Annotated in this window: 11 protein-coding genes; 8 read left to right on the forward strand and 3 right to left on the reverse strand. The window is 76.5% G+C overall.

Translation table 11 applies throughout. The annotated features are described in order from the left end of the window. Nucleotides 1-17 precede the first annotated feature (17 nt). On the reverse strand, nucleotides 18-392 hold the full coding sequence (locus ACVJO7_RS24465; protein ID WP_344020971.1) for a DUF952 domain-containing protein: 375 nt from the start codon (nucleotides 390-392) through the stop codon (nucleotides 18-20). 157 nt (nucleotides 393-549) lie between these two features. Between ACVJO7_RS24465 and mftA the strand changes: the two genes are divergently transcribed. Genes mftA through mftE form a run of 6 tightly spaced genes read left to right on the forward strand, consistent with a single transcriptional unit; the run spans nucleotide 550 to nucleotide 8,928 of the window. Beyond that, nucleotides 550-636: a mycofactocin precursor MftA gene (gene mftA / locus ACVJO7_RS24470; RefSeq protein ID WP_358485335.1), complete on the forward strand. Its 87-nt coding sequence runs from the start codon at nucleotides 550-552 to the stop codon at nucleotides 634-636. Beyond that, a complete protein-coding gene (mftB, locus tag ACVJO7_RS24475) occupies nucleotides 626-937 on the forward strand; it encodes a mycofactocin biosynthesis chaperone MftB (RefSeq protein WP_358485164.1) in 312 nt (103 codons plus the stop codon). The genes mftA and mftB overlap by 11 nt, the downstream gene beginning before the upstream one ends. A gap of 48 nt (nucleotides 938-985) precedes the next feature. Further along, nucleotides 986-2,230 carry a mycofactocin radical SAM maturase gene (mftC, locus tag ACVJO7_RS24480; protein WP_491674848.1) on the forward strand — a complete coding sequence of 415 codons (1,245 nt, stop codon included), beginning with the start codon at nucleotides 986-988 and terminating at the stop codon, nucleotides 2,228-2,230. A gap of 56 nt (nucleotides 2,231-2,286) precedes the next feature. Then, nucleotides 2,287-6,636, forward strand: coding sequence for an oxidoreductase (locus ACVJO7_RS24485; RefSeq protein WP_491674822.1), 4,350 nt, complete (start codon nucleotides 2,287-2,289; stop codon nucleotides 6,634-6,636). Between the two features lie 29 nt (nucleotides 6,637-6,665). Then, entirely contained in the window at nucleotides 6,666-8,186 is a 1,521-nt protein-coding gene (locus tag ACVJO7_RS24490) for an MFS transporter (protein WP_491674823.1), read from the forward strand. Nucleotides 8,187-8,202: 16 nt separating this feature from the next. Next, nucleotides 8,203-8,928: a mycofactocin biosynthesis peptidyl-dipeptidase MftE gene (gene mftE, locus ACVJO7_RS24495; RefSeq protein ID WP_344020961.1), complete on the forward strand. Its 726-nt coding sequence runs from the start codon at nucleotides 8,203-8,205 to the stop codon at nucleotides 8,926-8,928. A 57-nt stretch (nucleotides 8,929-8,985) separates the two neighbouring features. Here the strand turns inward: mftE and ACVJO7_RS24500 are convergent, their stop codons facing one another. Next, nucleotides 8,986-10,443, reverse strand: a complete 1,458-nt coding sequence (locus tag ACVJO7_RS24500; RefSeq protein WP_491674824.1) for an outer membrane protein assembly factor BamB family protein — start codon at nucleotides 10,441-10,443, stop codon at nucleotides 8,986-8,988. 99 nt (nucleotides 10,444-10,542) lie between these two features. Beyond that, nucleotides 10,543-11,673, reverse strand: a complete 1,131-nt coding sequence (locus ACVJO7_RS24505; RefSeq protein WP_491674825.1) for an alkaline phosphatase family protein — start codon at nucleotides 11,671-11,673, stop codon at nucleotides 10,543-10,545. A gap of 69 nt (nucleotides 11,674-11,742) precedes the next feature. On the opposite strand from ACVJO7_RS24505, the gene mftF reads away from it, so the two are divergent. Together mftF and ACVJO7_RS24515 are read left to right on the forward strand one after the other, a co-directional pair. Further along, the gene (mftF, locus tag ACVJO7_RS24510) at nucleotides 11,743-13,344 is read left to right on the forward strand and encodes a mycofactocin biosynthesis glycosyltransferase MftF (protein ID WP_491674826.1); all 1,602 of its coding nucleotides are present in this window, start codon (nucleotides 11,743-11,745) and stop codon (nucleotides 13,342-13,344) included. A gap of 366 nt (nucleotides 13,345-13,710) precedes the next feature. Further along, the gene (locus ACVJO7_RS24515) at nucleotides 13,711-14,229 is read left to right on the forward strand and encodes a (2Fe-2S)-binding protein (protein WP_344020953.1); all 519 of its coding nucleotides are present in this window, start codon (nucleotides 13,711-13,713) and stop codon (nucleotides 14,227-14,229) included. Nucleotide 14,230: the final 1 nt, after the last annotated feature.

Below are 14,230 nucleotides of genomic sequence, written 5' to 3' on the forward strand. Positions count from 1 at the left end.
GGACGGGGCGGCGGGCGTCAGCCCAGGTCAGGCAGCTCCGGTGCGGTGAACCCGGCCGGCCCCGGGGGGTACGGCAGCACCGCGCGGATCGCCGAGGCGGGCACGGCGCCGTAGGCGTGCGGGAAGCGCATCGACTCCGGATCGCCCGGCACGCCCGGCTCCCACCGGACCTCGACGCCCGCGGCGGCGAGCGCGGCCGGGTCGACGACGAGCAGCGACAGGTCGGTCCGGCCGGCGAACAGCCGCTGCGCGGGCAGCGCGACCTGGTCCGCGGTGGACAGGTGGACGAAGCCCACTTCGTCCAGCGAGGGCGGCGCGATCTCCCCGGCGAGCTCGTAGCCGGCCCGCTCGGCGGGGGTGCACAGGTGCAGCAGCGTGTCGTCCACCGTCATGCGGCCAGCATGCCCTCCCGTCCGAACGGACGGGCGTCCCCGCAGGTTCTTGCTTTCCGGCACCCGGTGCCAATAACGTCCGATCTGCTGCCCGCGCCGGCCGGCGGGGCGGTCGGTCACCGCTCTCGCCGAGAGTGGATCCCTGCGGAGGTTGCCCATGAGCGAGCACCAGAACGAGGACGTCCTGGTCGAGGAGACCCTCGTCGAGGAGGTCTCCATCGACGGCATGTGCGGTGTCTACTAAGCCGGTCGACACCACGGTGCCGGACGGTGCCGCGGGGTCGTTCGACCCCGCGGCGCCGTACCGGGTGAGCGAGAGCGTGTCGCTGCGCCCGGAACCGTTCGGCGCACTGGTGTACGACTTCGTGACCCGCAAGCTGTCGTTCCTCAAGACCCCGGAGCTCGTCGAGGTCGTCACCGGCCTGGAACGTCATCCGGACGCCCGGTCCGCGGTCGAGGCGGCCGGTGTGCCCGCCGCGCAGCACGAGGCCTATCTGAAGGCGCTGTCCGGGCTGCTGCGGTCCGGAACGATCGTCGCCCGCTAGTCCCGCTCCGCCGTTCACAGTCCTGCCGACCACCACAGTGAGGTGCCCGTGAAGCTGGTCGACCACTTCCAGTACGGCCTGAACTCGCCCATCTGCCTGACCTGGGAGCTCACCTACGCCTGCAACCTCGCGTGCGTGCACTGCCTCTCGTCGTCGGGCCGGCGCGACCCGCGCGAGCTGACCACCGCCGAGGCCAAGGCGGTCATCGACGAGCTGCAGCGGATGCAGGTCTTCTACGTCAACATCGGCGGCGGTGAGCCGACCGTGCGCCCGGACTTCTGGGAGCTGCTGGACTACGCCATCTCCCACGACGTCGGCGTCAAGTTCTCCACCAACGGCGTGAAGCTGGACAAGGCGCGCGCCGCCCAGCTGGCCGCGACCGACTACGTCGACATCCAGATCTCGATGGACGGTGCGACCGCCGAGGTCAACGACCACGTCCGCGGCCCGGGATCGTTCGACACCGCGATCACCGCGCTGGAGAACCTGGCCGAGGCCGGGTTCGTCGCACCGAAGATCTCGGTGGTGATGACCCGGGAGAACGTCGACCAGCTCGACGAGTTCAAGGCGATCGCCGACAAGTACGGCGCCCAGCTGCGGATCACCCGGCTGCGCCCGTCCGGCCGCGGCGCCGACGTGTGGGACGAGCTGCACCCCACCCAGGCACAGCAGAAGCAGCTCTACGACTGGCTGGTCGCGCACGGCGACCAGGTGCTGACCGGCGACTCGTTCTTCCACCTGTCCGCCTACGGCGAGGCGCTGCCCGGGCTGAACCTGTGCGGCGCGGGCCGGGTGGTCTGCCTGATCGACCCGGTCGGCGACGTCTACGCCTGCCCGTTCGCGATCCACGAGAACTTCCTGGCCGGCAACGTCCGCGACGCGGGCGGGTTCCAGGAGGTGTGGACGAACTCCGAGCTGTTCACCGACCTGCGCAAGCCGCAGACCGGTGGGGCGTGCGCGTCGTGCCAGCACTACGACTCCTGCCAGGGCGGCTGCATGGCGGCGAAGTTCTTCACCGGCCTGCCGCTGGACGGGCCGGACCCGGAGTGCGTGCAGGGCTACGGCGAGCAGATGCTGGCCGCGCGGGACTCCGGGACGGTGATCCCGAAGTCCGACGTGGACCACTCGCGATCGGCGCCGCGGAACTCGCGCACCCCGAAGCAGCCCACGATGCTGTCGCTCGCCCCGCCGCCGCGCCGGCCGGACCGGGCCTGCGACGAGAGCCCGCTCGCCGGGTTCACCCCGGCGTCCGCTCCCGCGCAGGCCCCGGCCGCTCCCGTCGCCGGGAGCTGACCACGGACCTGCTGACGGGGCCCGTCGACCTGCGCGGTCGGCGGGCCCCGTCGCGTGTGCTGTTCGGGCCGCACGAGACGAACCTCGGGGACGCCGGGCGCGGGATCACCGACGACCACGTCGCCTACTACGCGGAGCGGGCCGCGGGCGGCGCCGGGATCATCGTGGTCGAGCCGGCGTCGGTGCACCCGTCGGACCATCCGTACGCCTACGCGCCGGCCGCGTTCCGCCCCGCGGCTGCGCCCCGCTCCGGCGCTGCTCCGCGGCCCGGCGCTGCTCCCCGCTCCGCCGCTGCTTCCCGCCCCGCTGCGGCTCCCGGGCCTGCGGCGGCCCTCGTCGCACCCGATCCGCACGCCGAGATGCAGCTCAGCGGGCTCCCGCGGGCCGACGGGCCCGCTGAGCTGCATCTCGGTGACGTGCCGGCCGCGCGCGGCTGGGCCGCCGTCGTCCAGGCGTGCCGGCCGCACGGCACGCTGGTGCTCGCCGGGCTCGCACACGCCGGCGGGCAGGGCTCGACGGCGCACTCCGGGCACCCGCTGTGGGGGCCGTCCGCGGTGCCCGACGTCGTCTCCCGGGAGGTCCCGGTCGCGATAGACGCCGCGCAGATCGAGGAGATCGTGCTCGGCTTCGCCGCGGCCGCCCGCTCGGCTGTGGACAACGGTGTGGACGGTGTGGAGATCTCCGCCGGACAGCACTCGCTGCTGCGTCAGTTCTGTTCCGGGCTGACCAACCACCGCACCGACGCCTACGGCCGCGACCGCTCGCTGCTGCTGCGCCGGGTGCTCGCCGCCGTCCGCGAGGAGATCGGCCCGGAGCCGCTGCTGACCCTGCGACTGTGCATCGACGAGCTCGCGCCGTGGGCCGGGATCACACCCGCCGACGGCGTCGGGCGGGCCCGGGCGGTCGCCGCCGACGTCGATCTGCTCGTCCCGGTCGCCGGCAGCGGGCTCTCGGTGGCGGCCACCCGTCCGGACCTGCACACCCCGGAGGCGTTCCTGCGGGAGCGCTGCGCCGCGGTGCGCCGCGCGGTGGACGGTGCGACGGCCGTCGCGCTGGCCGGCAGCGTCGCCTCGCCGTCGCTCGCCGAGGAAGTCCTGACCTGCGGTGACGCAGATATCGTCGAGATGACGAGAGCGCAGATCGCGGATCCGTCGCTGGTCGCGCTGGTCCGGGCCGGGACGCCGGAGCGGGTGCGGCCGTGTCTGCTGACCAACGCGCTCGCCGCCGCGAGGGACCCGCGCAACCCGGTCGTCGGTGACGAGCTGGAACCCCGGTCGGGGTACGAGCGCACCGAACCCGCCGTGGTCCCGCGCTCCGCCGCCGGGCCGCCGGTCCCGCGACCGGTGCTCGTGGTCGGCGGCGGTCCCGCGGGGTGCGAGGCCGCCCGGACGCTCGCCCTGCTCGGCCATCCGGTGACGCTGCACGAACGCTCGTCGCGGCTCGGCGGGATGCTGCACGCGGCGGCGGCGCTGCCCGGTCGCAGCCGGCTGCTCCTGGCGGTCCCGTGGTGGGAGCGGGAGCTCGCGCGGCTCGGGGTGCGGGTCGAGCTCGGCTCCGACCTGGACGGCTCCGCCGTCGCCGCGGCGAGCGCCCGCGGTGTGCCGGTGCTCCTCGCGGCCGGATCGCGACCGACGGCCCCGGGCTTCGGGGCGGACGTGCCGGTGGTGCCGGCGGCCGAACTGGCCGCCGGGCCGGCCGGTACGGACCTCGCCGGTTCGCGACCGGTCCGGACCCTGCTCGCCGCCGCCGGGGTGTCCGTCGGGGCGCCGGTTCTGGTGCGCGACCCGGTCGGCGACTGGACCGGGCCGGGCGTGGCGGAGCTGCTGGCCGGTGCCGGATACCGGGTCACGCTGTCCACCCCGGACGCCGTCGCCGGGCACCAGCTCGGCCGGTGCGGGGACATGGCGCCGGCGAACGCCCGGCTGGAGCGGGCCGGCGTCGTCCGGGCGCTGTTCACCGCGGTCCGCCACGTCCGGGACGGCGTCGCGGAGCTGGTCGACGTGCACACCGGGGCGGTGACGACGGTGCCCTGCGCGGCCGTCGTGGACTGTGCGGCCCGGCTGCCGGACCGGACACTGCCGGACGCGCCCGGTCGCCGGAGCATCGGGGACCGGGTGGCACCGCGCACGATCGCCGAGGCGGTCCGGGAGGGGCGCCGCGCCGCGCAGGCCCTCGGCGAGGGACTCTGCCGCGCACCGGAGCCCGCCGGGTCCCGTCGCGTCGCAGCGCCCACCCCCGAAGGCCACCACCTCGCGCGGGCCACCGTCGGGCGGTCCACCGCCGGGCAGGGCGCTGCGGGGCGGGCGGCCGGGGCGGGCCGTGCCGAGCCGGCCGTCCCGCCGCGGCTCGGCGACCCGCTGCGGCTCGGCCGTCACCGGCTGCGGAACCGGATCGTCTTCACCGCCCATCTCACCGGCTTCGCCGAGGGCGGCCTGCCGACCCCCCGGCACGTCGGCTACTACGCGGCCCGGGCCGCGGGCGGCGCCGGACTGGTGATCACCGAGGAACACGCCGTCCATCCGGCCGACCGGCCCTACGAGCGGCTGATCCGCGGACACGACCCGGCGGTGCTGCCCGGCTACCGGGCGCTCACCGACGCGGTGCACCGGCACGGCGCCGTCGTGCTCGCCCAGCTCAACCACAACGGTGCCCAGGGCTCCGGGATGTACTCCCGCGAGCCGGTCGTCGGGCCCTCCGCGCTGCCCGATCCGATGTTCCGGGAGGTCCCGGCCGAGCTGGACGCCGCCGGGATCGCCGAGATCGTCGCCGCGTTCGCCGACGTCGCCGCACGCTGCGTCGACGGCGGGTTCGACGGCGTCGAACTGCAGTGCTCGCACGCGTCGCTGCTGCGCCTGTTCCTGTCCCCGGCCACCAACCGGCGCACCGACGCCTGGGGCCGGGACCGGGCGAAGATCGTGCTCGACGTCGTCGCCGCGGTCCGCGAGGCGATCGGCCCGGACCCGGTGCTCGGCCTGCGGATCGGGGTTGACGAGCGGATCCCCGGCGGCATCACCCCGGACGACGGTGCCGTGCTCGCCCGCCGGCTCGTCGCGACCGGCGCGGTCGACCACCTCAACACCTCGATCGGTGTCGCGACCTCGACGCTGCACCTCATCGAGCCGTCCATGCACACCCCGTCCGGATACGCCGGCCGGCTCGCCGCCCGGCTGCGCGACGCGGTCCGGGAGGCCGGTGCGGACGTGCCGGTGATCGGCGTCGGACGGTTCACCACGCCCGCCCAGGCCGCCGGGGCGCTGGACCGCGGCGAGTGCGACCTGGTCGGGATCGCCCGCGGGCAGATCGCCGATCCGGCGTTCGCGGCGAAGGCGCTCGCCGGGCGTCCGGTCCGCCGCTGCGTCGGCTGCAACCAGGACTGCATCGGGCGGGTCGGGCTGAACCTGCCGCTGGGCTGTCTGGTCGATCCGGCGGCCGGCCGGGAGTGGCTCGCCCCCGCCGTCCTGCCGGTCGGTGCGCGACCGCCCGCACCGGCCCGGTCCGGTCCTGCGCGGCCGGCCGGACCGGCCCGGTCCGGTCTCGAGGGGCCGCCTGCACCGGAACGGTCCGGTCCCGCGGGACCGGTGCTCCGGGTGCTGGTCGCCGGCGCCGGGCCGGCCGGTCTGTCCGCGGCGGCCGCGCTGGCCGGCCGCGGGCACGACGTCCTGCTGGTCGAGCGGGCCACCCGCACCGGCGGCCGGCTCGCGCTCGCGGCCACCGCGCCGGGCCGGGCCGAGCTCGGACACGTCACCGACGACCTGCTGCGGGCCGTGCACGAGTCCGGCGCGCGGCTCCGGCTCGGGACGGAGGTGGACCGGGCGTTCGTCGAGGAGTACCGGCCGGACGCGCTCGTGCTGGCCACCGGTGCCCGTCCGGCACCGCCGCCCTGGGACCCGGACGGACTGACCGTGCCGGTCGACGACGTGCTGGCCGGGGCGCCGGTCCCCGACGGCCCGGTGCTCGTCGTCGACGAACTGGGGTTCCACCACGCCACCTCGGTCGCCGAGCTGCTGGCGGCCCGCGGGCACGACACCGAGATCGTCACCCCGGCCCTGGTCGTCGGGCAGGATCTCGGTCTCACGCTGGACCGCGAGGGCTTCCGGTGCCGCGCGCACGCGGCCGGCATCCGGTGCAGCACCGACCGGGCCGTGCTCGGGGTGCAGCGCACAGGTGAGCAGAGCAGAGCGGTGGAGCTGCTGCACCACCCGACCGGCCGGATCGAGCGCCGGGAGGTCGCCGCCGTCGTCGCGGCGGTGCCCGCCGTGCCGTCCGCGGGGACCTGCGCACGGCTGGGGACCGGGCCGGGGGAGGATGGCCCGACGGTGCACCGGATCGGTGACGCGCTGACACCGCGCCGCGCCGACGCGGCGATCCGCGAGGGCAGCGCACTCCTCAGCGCAGTCTTGACCTGAAGTCAACTCAACTTTCTAGCGTCGGGACCATGACCACGGAGACCTCCCTGACCGGCAACGACCGCGCCGGCCCCCGCGAGTGGATCGGCCTCGCCGTCCTCGCGCTGCCCCTGCTGGTGCTCACACTCGACATCAGCGTCCTCTACCTCGCCGCGCCGGCGCTGGCCGTGGACCTCCAGCCCTCGGCCACCCAGCAGCTGTGGATCCTCGACATCTACGGCTTCCTGATCGCCGGCTTCCTGATCACCATGGGCACCCTCGGCGACCGGATCGGGCGCAGGCGGTTGCTGCTGATCGGGGCCGCCGCGTTCGCCGTCGCCTCGGTGCTCGCGGCCTTCGCCCCGACCGCCGAGCTGCTGATCGCCGCCCGCGCGCTGCTCGGCATCGCCGGAGCCACGCTGATGCCGTCCACCCTCGGCCTGATCTCGACGATGTTCCCCGATCCGGTCCAGCGCCGGTTCGCGGTCGCCGTGTGGATGACGACGTTCTCGGTCGGGGCCGCGATCGGGCCGCTGGTCGGCGGGGCGCTGGTCGAGGCGTTCTGGTGGGGGGCGGTGTTCCTGCTCGGCGTGCCGGTGATGCTGCTGCTGCTCGTGCTCGGCCCGCTGCTGCTCCCCGAGGAGCGCGGCAGCCGTGCCGGACGCCTGGACCCGATCAGCGTCGTGCTCTCGCTCACCGCGATGCTCCCGCTGGTCTACGCGGTGAAGAACACCGCGGCCTACGGCCCGGAGGCGATCACGCTGGTCCCGGCCGTCGTCGGCGTGGTGTCGGGGGTGCTGTTCGTCCGCCGGCAGCGGCGGCTGGCCGATCCGCTGCTCGACATCGCGCTGTTCACCCGGCCGGTGTTCACCGCCGCGGTGCTGGTGCTGCTGGTCGCGCTGCTCGCGGTGAACGGCCTGTTCTTCGTGCTGCCGCAGTACCTGCAGCTGGTCGGCGGCGCCTCGGCGCTCACCGCGGGACTGTGGATGCTGCCGGTCGCCGGGGTCACCGTCGCCGGGTCGCTGCTGACCCCGGTGCTGGCCCGCCGGTTCGGCGTCCGGACGGTCGTCGCGACGTCGGCCGGGCTGGCCGCGCTGGGATCGCTGCTGGTCGGGCTGGTCGGGGCGGGCGGCGGCACGGTGGCGGTGCTGGTGCTGGTCTCCGGGACGGTGCTCGGGCTGAGCCCGATCGGCGTGCTGGCCACCGACCTGGTGATCGGCTCGGTGCCGTCGGCGCGTGCCGGATCGGCGGCGTCGATCTCGGAGACGGCGGGCGAGCTGGGGGTGGCGCTCGGCGTCGCCGTCACCGGGAGCGTGCTCGCCGCCGTCTACGGTGGACGGCTGGTGCTCCCGCCGGGGCTGCCCGCCGAGGCCGCCGACCGGGCCCGGGAGGGTCTGGCCGGTGCGGTCACCGCCGCCGGCTCGCTGCCGCCGGGGCCCGCCACCGCCCTGCTCGACGCCGGCCGGTCGGCCTTCACCGCCGGGTTCGGCGTGGTCGGGCTGGTCGCGTCCGGGTTGCTGACCGGTGTCGTCGTGCTGGCGCTGACCGCGCTGCGGCACGCCGGCCGGTGAGGGCAGGCTGTACCCCGTGCTGCTCGACGAGCTGACCTGGCCCGATCTCGACGATCCCGCAGACCCGCCACGGACGGTGCTGGTCCCGGTCGGCTCGACCGAGCAGCACGGGCCGCACCTGCCGCTGGGCACCGACACGCTCGTCGCGACCGCCGTCGCCGGCGCGCTGCACGACGCCGATCCGGGGCTGCTGCTCGCCCCCGCGATCCCCTACGGCGCGGCGGGCGAGCACGAGGGCTTCCCCGGCACCGTCTCGATCGGCACCGAGGCGCTGCACACGCTGCTCGTCGAGTACGGCCGCTCGGCCTGCCGGTGGGCGTCGCGGCTGGTGCTGCTCAACGGGCACGGCGGCAACGTGGCGGCGCTGTCGTCGGCGGTGCGGCTGCTGCGGCACGAGGGTCGCGACGCCGGCTGGCTGCCGTGCGTGGCGGCGGTGCCCGGGGTCCCGGCGGACGCGCACGCCGGCCGCTACGAGACGTCGTTGCTGCTGTACCTGCGGCCGGACCTGGTCCGGGCCGACCGGGCCGTCGCCGGCGAGACCCGCCCGCTCACCGAGGTGATCGACGCGCTGCGGGCCGGGGGGACGGCCGCGGTCAGCCCGAACGGCGTGCTCGGCGACCCGGCCGGGGCGAGCGCCGACGAGGGCCGGGCGCTGCTCGCCGCCGTCACCGCGGCGGCCGCGACGGCGATCCGGAGCTGGGACCCGGACCCGGCCACGGGCAGGCTCCGCGTCCCGCGCTGATCCACGATCGGGCACCGGACCGGTCGCCCGGCGGTCGTCCCGGTTCCCGATCGGTGATCATCCGGCCGGGGACAGGACGGTCGTCCGGAGCGGGCCGGTCACCACGGCCGTCCCCGCCGCCGGGATCAGCGGGGACGTGTCGGCGGCCCCGCCGAGGAGCCGGCCGGTCCCCGGGTCGACGGCGACGAGGCCGGTGCGGGCGCCCTGCAGCAGCAGCCGGTCGCCGGCGGTGTCGGCGCGCGCGACGCCGTGCGGCACGCTCGGGCGCAGCAGCGCACCGGGCAGCTCCCAGCGGACCGCCCCGGTGGCCGGGTCGAACGCCGTCACCCCACCGGCCGCCGACGGCTGCAGCAGCAGCGCCGGATCCCCGGGACGCTGCGGTGCCCGGAACCCGGCACCCGGGCCCAGCTGCGGGGTGAACCGGTCCGAGCTCCAGCGCGGCGCGCCCGATCCCGGTACGACGCCGTGCAGACCCGTCCGCGAGCGCACCAGCAGCACCCCGCCGGCCGCGCCGAACGGCTGCGGCAGCTCGTCGATGAGCGACCAGGCGGGCTCCCCGGTGCCGAGCCGGAACGCGTGCACCCCGGACCCGTCGTCGCCGGCCGCGTACACCGCGACGACGTCCTCGGCGACCACCGGCGCCACCCCGCCGTCGTGCACCCGGTAGTCGCGCGACCAGTGCTGCTCACCGGTGGCCGGGTCCAGCAGCCGCAGCCGGGACCGGTCGGCGTCCTGCTCGGCGACGAGCGCACCGTGCGGGGTGTCCAGCATGCTCACCCGGGCGTCCCCGGACACCGGCACGCACCACCGCAGCTCGCCCGACGCCGGATCGAACGCCGAGACCGCGCCGCCGCCGAGCACCAGCACCGATCCGCCGCCGGCCGCCGATGCCGGTCCGGCGCTGCTGCCCGGTGCCGGTCCGGCGCCGCCGTCTCGTGCGGCCCCGGCCCCGGCCCCGCCCCCGGCCCCAGCCCCTGCGCCGTCGCCGGCCCCGGCGCCGGGTGCCGGCCCTGCGCCGTCCGCCGGTGCCGGCGCTGCGCCGTCCGCCGGTGCCGGTCCGCCGTCGTCCGGTGCCGGTCCGCCGGTGAGCAGCAGCGCCGGTTCGTACCGGCCGCGGGGCAGCGCCGCCGACCACAGCGGCGTCCCGTCCGCGACGGCGTACCCGGCGAGCAGCCGCCGGTCGTCGTCGCCGAGCTGGGCCGTCACGATCCGGTCGCAGGCCACCGCGGCGTCGGTGATCTCCGGCAGCGCCGTCCCGTCCTCGCCGCGCACCCCGCCCCACAGCCCCCAGCGCGGGGTGGCCGGGATCCCGGCCGCGGCCAGCGTCGCGACCGCGGCGGACTCCGCCTCGGCGGTGAGCTGCCGGGCCGATGTGGCGTCGGCGCCGGATCCCGCCCCGGCGATCGGGCCCGGGTCACCGCCGGCCGCGCACCGGCCGGCCGCCGTCGCGGTGACCACCACCAGCCCGGCGACCAGGAGTACCGCGCCCGCCACCGCCGTCCACCGCTGCCGCATGCCGGGATCCTCACCCACCGGCGGCCGGCCGGGGTCCGCAGATCCACCGACCTGCCGGGCCCAGCGGGCCCAGCCGGGCTCGGCGGGGCTCGGTGAGGTTCAGCGGATCAGCAGCGGCACGAGCTGCTCGGCGGCGGTGAACGACCCGTGCTGCCCGGGGAACGACGCCAGGTAGGGCTCGACCTCGCTGCGCACCACCGCGGCCGTGCCGCGCAGCGCGACGACCACGTCCCCGATCCGGTCCAGCACCCGGTCCTCGACCGGCCCGAACCAGCCGTCGGCGACGGCCTGCTCGCGCGGGACGACCGCGGCGTCGTCGCCGAGCACCGCCCGCCACGCGGCCAGCACGTCGGCGGCCGCGCCGGGCTCGGTGTAGACGTGCCGGGCCCGCGGATCGCCGCCCAGCAGCGCCACGCCGGCCTGCAGCTCGGGGGAGACGTCGGCGTCGACGATCCGGTCCACGGTGACCATCCCGTGATCGCCGGTGACGGCGAACAGGGTGCCGGCGGGCAGCGCGTCGAGCAGCATCCCGACCAGGGCGTCGATCTGCCGGAGCTGCCAGCGCCAGGCCGGGCTGCCGGGGCCGTACACGTGCCCGAGATGGTCGAGATCGGCGTGGTAGGCGTACACCAGCCGGGGACCGGGCACCCGGTCGTCCGCACCGGACAGGATCTCGGCGGTCAGGTCGCCCAGCGCCGCCACCCCGCGGTACTCGCCGCCGCGCAGCCCGGACCGGGTCAGCCCGGACGTCCGGAACTGCCGGTGCGACACCACCCGGACGTCGACGCCCGCCGCGGCGGCCCGTTCCAGCGCCGTCGGCTGCGGCTGGACCTGCTCGGGGATGAGCGTCTCCCGCAGGTCGTGCCGGCCCTCGGCCCAGCTCAGCGCGTCGAGCAGCCGGCCCTGCACCCGGAAGCTCAGGCCCAGCGTGCCGTGCGCGCCCGGCGGCAGGCCGCTGCCCAGCGAGGTCAGGCTGATCGGGGTGGTCGAGGGGAACCCGACGGTCAGCGGCCCGGCGTCGGCCAGCCCGGCCAGCACCGGCGCGTCCGCGGCGTGCGCGCGGAGCAGCTCGTGGCCGAGTCCGTCGACCAGCAGCAGCACGGCGGCCCTGGCGGCGGGCAGCGTGAACGCGGGCGGCCGGTCGTCGAGCGGGGAGCCGATCGCGTGCAGCAGCGCGGGCACGACCTCGGAGAGGGTCGCGGTGCCGTAGCGGGAGAGGAGATCGGGCATGCGCAGGAGTGTGCTGCCCGTCCCGCCGGGGAGTCGACCCGCGGCCCCCGCGGATGGAACGCTCCTCCGGTGACCGCCGCCGACACCCGCCCCGACCGTTCCGCCGCCGCGCCGGCGGCCCCGGCCGACCGCAGGCTGCCGGACGGGTTCCGGGTGCGGCTGGACCGGCGGGCCCGCCCGATCGACGGCGGCGCGGCGCTGCTCGGCGGCGCCCCGCCGCGGCTGGTCCACCTCTCCGCCCGCGCCCGGGAGCTGCTGCCCCCGCCCGGCGGGACGTTGGTCGTCGAGGGGCCGACACACCGGGCGCTGGCCCGCACCCTGCTCGACGCCGGGCTGGCGCATCCGGTGCCGCGGACGGGCCCGCACGCCGGAGCGACGGGGCCGAACGCCGGGGAGACCCGCCTGCACGCCGGAGCGACGGGCCCGCACGCCGGACCACATGCCGGACCGCATGCCGGACCGCATGCCGGACCGCCGCACGGACCGGCCGAGGTGACCGTCGTGGTGCCGGTCCGGGACCGGCCGCTGGACGCACTGCTGGCGGCGCTCCCGATCGGCGAGCTGGGCGGGCTGATCGTCGTCGACGACGGCTCGACCGAGCCGGAACCGTTGCGCCGCAGCGTCGAGGCTGCCGGCGGGCGGGTGCTGCGGCACGCGGCCAGCCGCGGCCCGGCGGCGGCGCGCAACGCCGGGCTGGGCGCGGCGCGCACCCCGTTCGTGGTGTTCCTCGACTCCGACGTGGTGCCCGAGCCGGGCTGGCTGGAACCGCTGCTCGCCCATCTCGCCGATCCGGCGGTCGGGCTGGTCGCGCCGCGGATCGTCGCGCTCGACCCGGCCGCGGGCACCGGCCTGCGCGGGCTGGTCGGCCGGTACGAGGCGGTCCGGTCCTCACTGGACCTGGGGCCCGATCCGGCGCTGATCGTGCCGCGCTCCCGGGTCGCCTACGTGCCCAGCGCGGCGATGCTGGTCCGGGTGGCGGCCGTCGGGGCGGCGGCGTTCGACCCGGCGATGCACGTCGCCGAGGACGTCGACCTGGTCCTGCGGCTGCACGCCGCCGGCTGGGCGATGCGCTTCGAGCCGGCCGCCCGGGTCGCCCACGACCATCGCACCGATCCGGCGGAGTGGTTGCGCCGCAAGGCGTTCTACGGCACCGGTGCGGCCCCGCTGGCGTTGCGGCATCCGGGCGCGGTGCCACCGATGGTGCTCTCCGGCTGGACGGCGGCGGTCTGCCTGCTGCTGCTCGCCCGGCGCCGCGGCGCGACCGCGGTCGCCGCCGTCGTCACCGCGGTGGCGACGGATCGGCTGTCCCGCAAGCTGACCCGCCTGGAGCGGCCGCGGCGCAGCGCGGCCCGGCTCACCGCGCTCGGGCTCTCCGGCGCGCTGTGGCAGTGCGCCTCCGGGCTGACCAGGCACTTCTGGCCGGTGGCCGCGCTCGCGCTGCCGTTCTCCGCCCGGGCCCGGACGACGGTGCTGGCGGCGGCGCTCGCCGAGGGGCTGGCGGACTGGTGGCTGCACCGGGACCGGGACCCGCGGGTGCGGATCTCCCCGGTAGGTCATCTCGTCGCGCACCGGCTCGACGACCTGGCCTACGGCGCCGGGCTCTGGTGGGGGGCCTGGCGCCACCGGACGACGGCACCGCTGCGTCCGACCGGCCCTGGACCGCGTCGCTGACGTAGGTTAGGCTGACCTGAGACGCAGCCGCCGGACCACTCCGTCCGGGTTGGTCTGAACGAGTGATTCCCGCCTCGTCACGGATCCGATTCTGCGGCCTCTTCGCGAGATCGTCTCCGCGGGTGCGGCCGGGTCACCCGAGTGGCTCCGGTCACGCCCACGACACGCCGTCCGACCGGTCACGGCGCCTCGGCCGTCCGCCTTGCCTGCCCGCATGATCGGGAGTGTGATGTGGGCGCCGCCACACGCGTGACGGCAGATGGTAGGCGCGCCGACGCGGTCGCGACCGCGCTCGGTGTACCTCGACCAGTCCCCGGTAGACCCCGCGCGACCGAGTGCGTGGTCGCGTACGAGGAGTGAGAGTTCATGACAGAGGTCCGGGTCACCGTCGACGGCGTGAACTACGCCGACGACGTCGAGCCCCGCATGTTGCTCGCGCAGTACCTGAGGGAGACGCTGGGCAAGACGGGGACGTTGATCGGCTGCGACACCAGCAACTGCGGTGCGTGCACCGTGAGTCTGAACGGGCAGAGCGTGAAGTCCTGTTCGGTCCTCGCCGTCCAGGCCGACGGCGGCGAGGTGACCACCATCGAGGGCCTCGCCCGCGACGGGAACCTGCACCCGGTGCAGGAGGCGTTCCGGGAGTGCCACGGCCTGCAGTGCGGCTACTGCACGCCGGGAATGATCATGGCTGCGGTCGACCTGCTCGGCGACAATCCCGACCCGACCGAGCAGGAGGTCCGGGAGGGCATCGAGGGCAACCTGTGCCGCTGCACCGGCTACCAGAACATCGTGCGGGCGGTGCAGTCCGCGGCGAAGAACATGAAGCCGGGCGCCCAGGCGCCCGCCGGCCAGACGGCCACCCCGGTCGCGGGAGGGAACTGAG

The sequence above is a fragment of the Pseudonocardia sp. DxW genome, from assembly GCF_058448985.1.

Excerpts from the sequence above, each read along its gene's own strand:
- ACVJO7_RS24465 (WP_344020971.1), bottom strand. The coding sequence starts at position 392 with ATGACGGTGGACGACACGCTGCTGCACCTGTGCACCCCCGCCGAGCGG.
- mftA (WP_358485335.1), top strand. The coding sequence starts at position 550 with ATGAGCGAGCACCAGAACGAGGACGTCCTGGTCGAGGAGACCCTCGTC.
- ACVJO7_RS24490 (WP_491674823.1), top strand. The coding sequence starts at position 6,666 with ATGACCACGGAGACCTCCCTGACCGGCAACGACCGCGCCGGCCCCCGC.
- ACVJO7_RS24500 (WP_491674824.1), bottom strand. The coding sequence starts at position 10,443 with ATGCGGCAGCGGTGGACGGCGGTGGCGGGCGCGGTACTCCTGGTCGCC.
- ACVJO7_RS24505 (WP_491674825.1), bottom strand. The coding sequence starts at position 11,673 with ATGCCCGATCTCCTCTCCCGCTACGGCACCGCGACCCTCTCCGAGGTC.
- ACVJO7_RS24515 (WP_344020953.1), top strand. The coding sequence starts at position 13,711 with ATGACAGAGGTCCGGGTCACCGTCGACGGCGTGAACTACGCCGACGAC.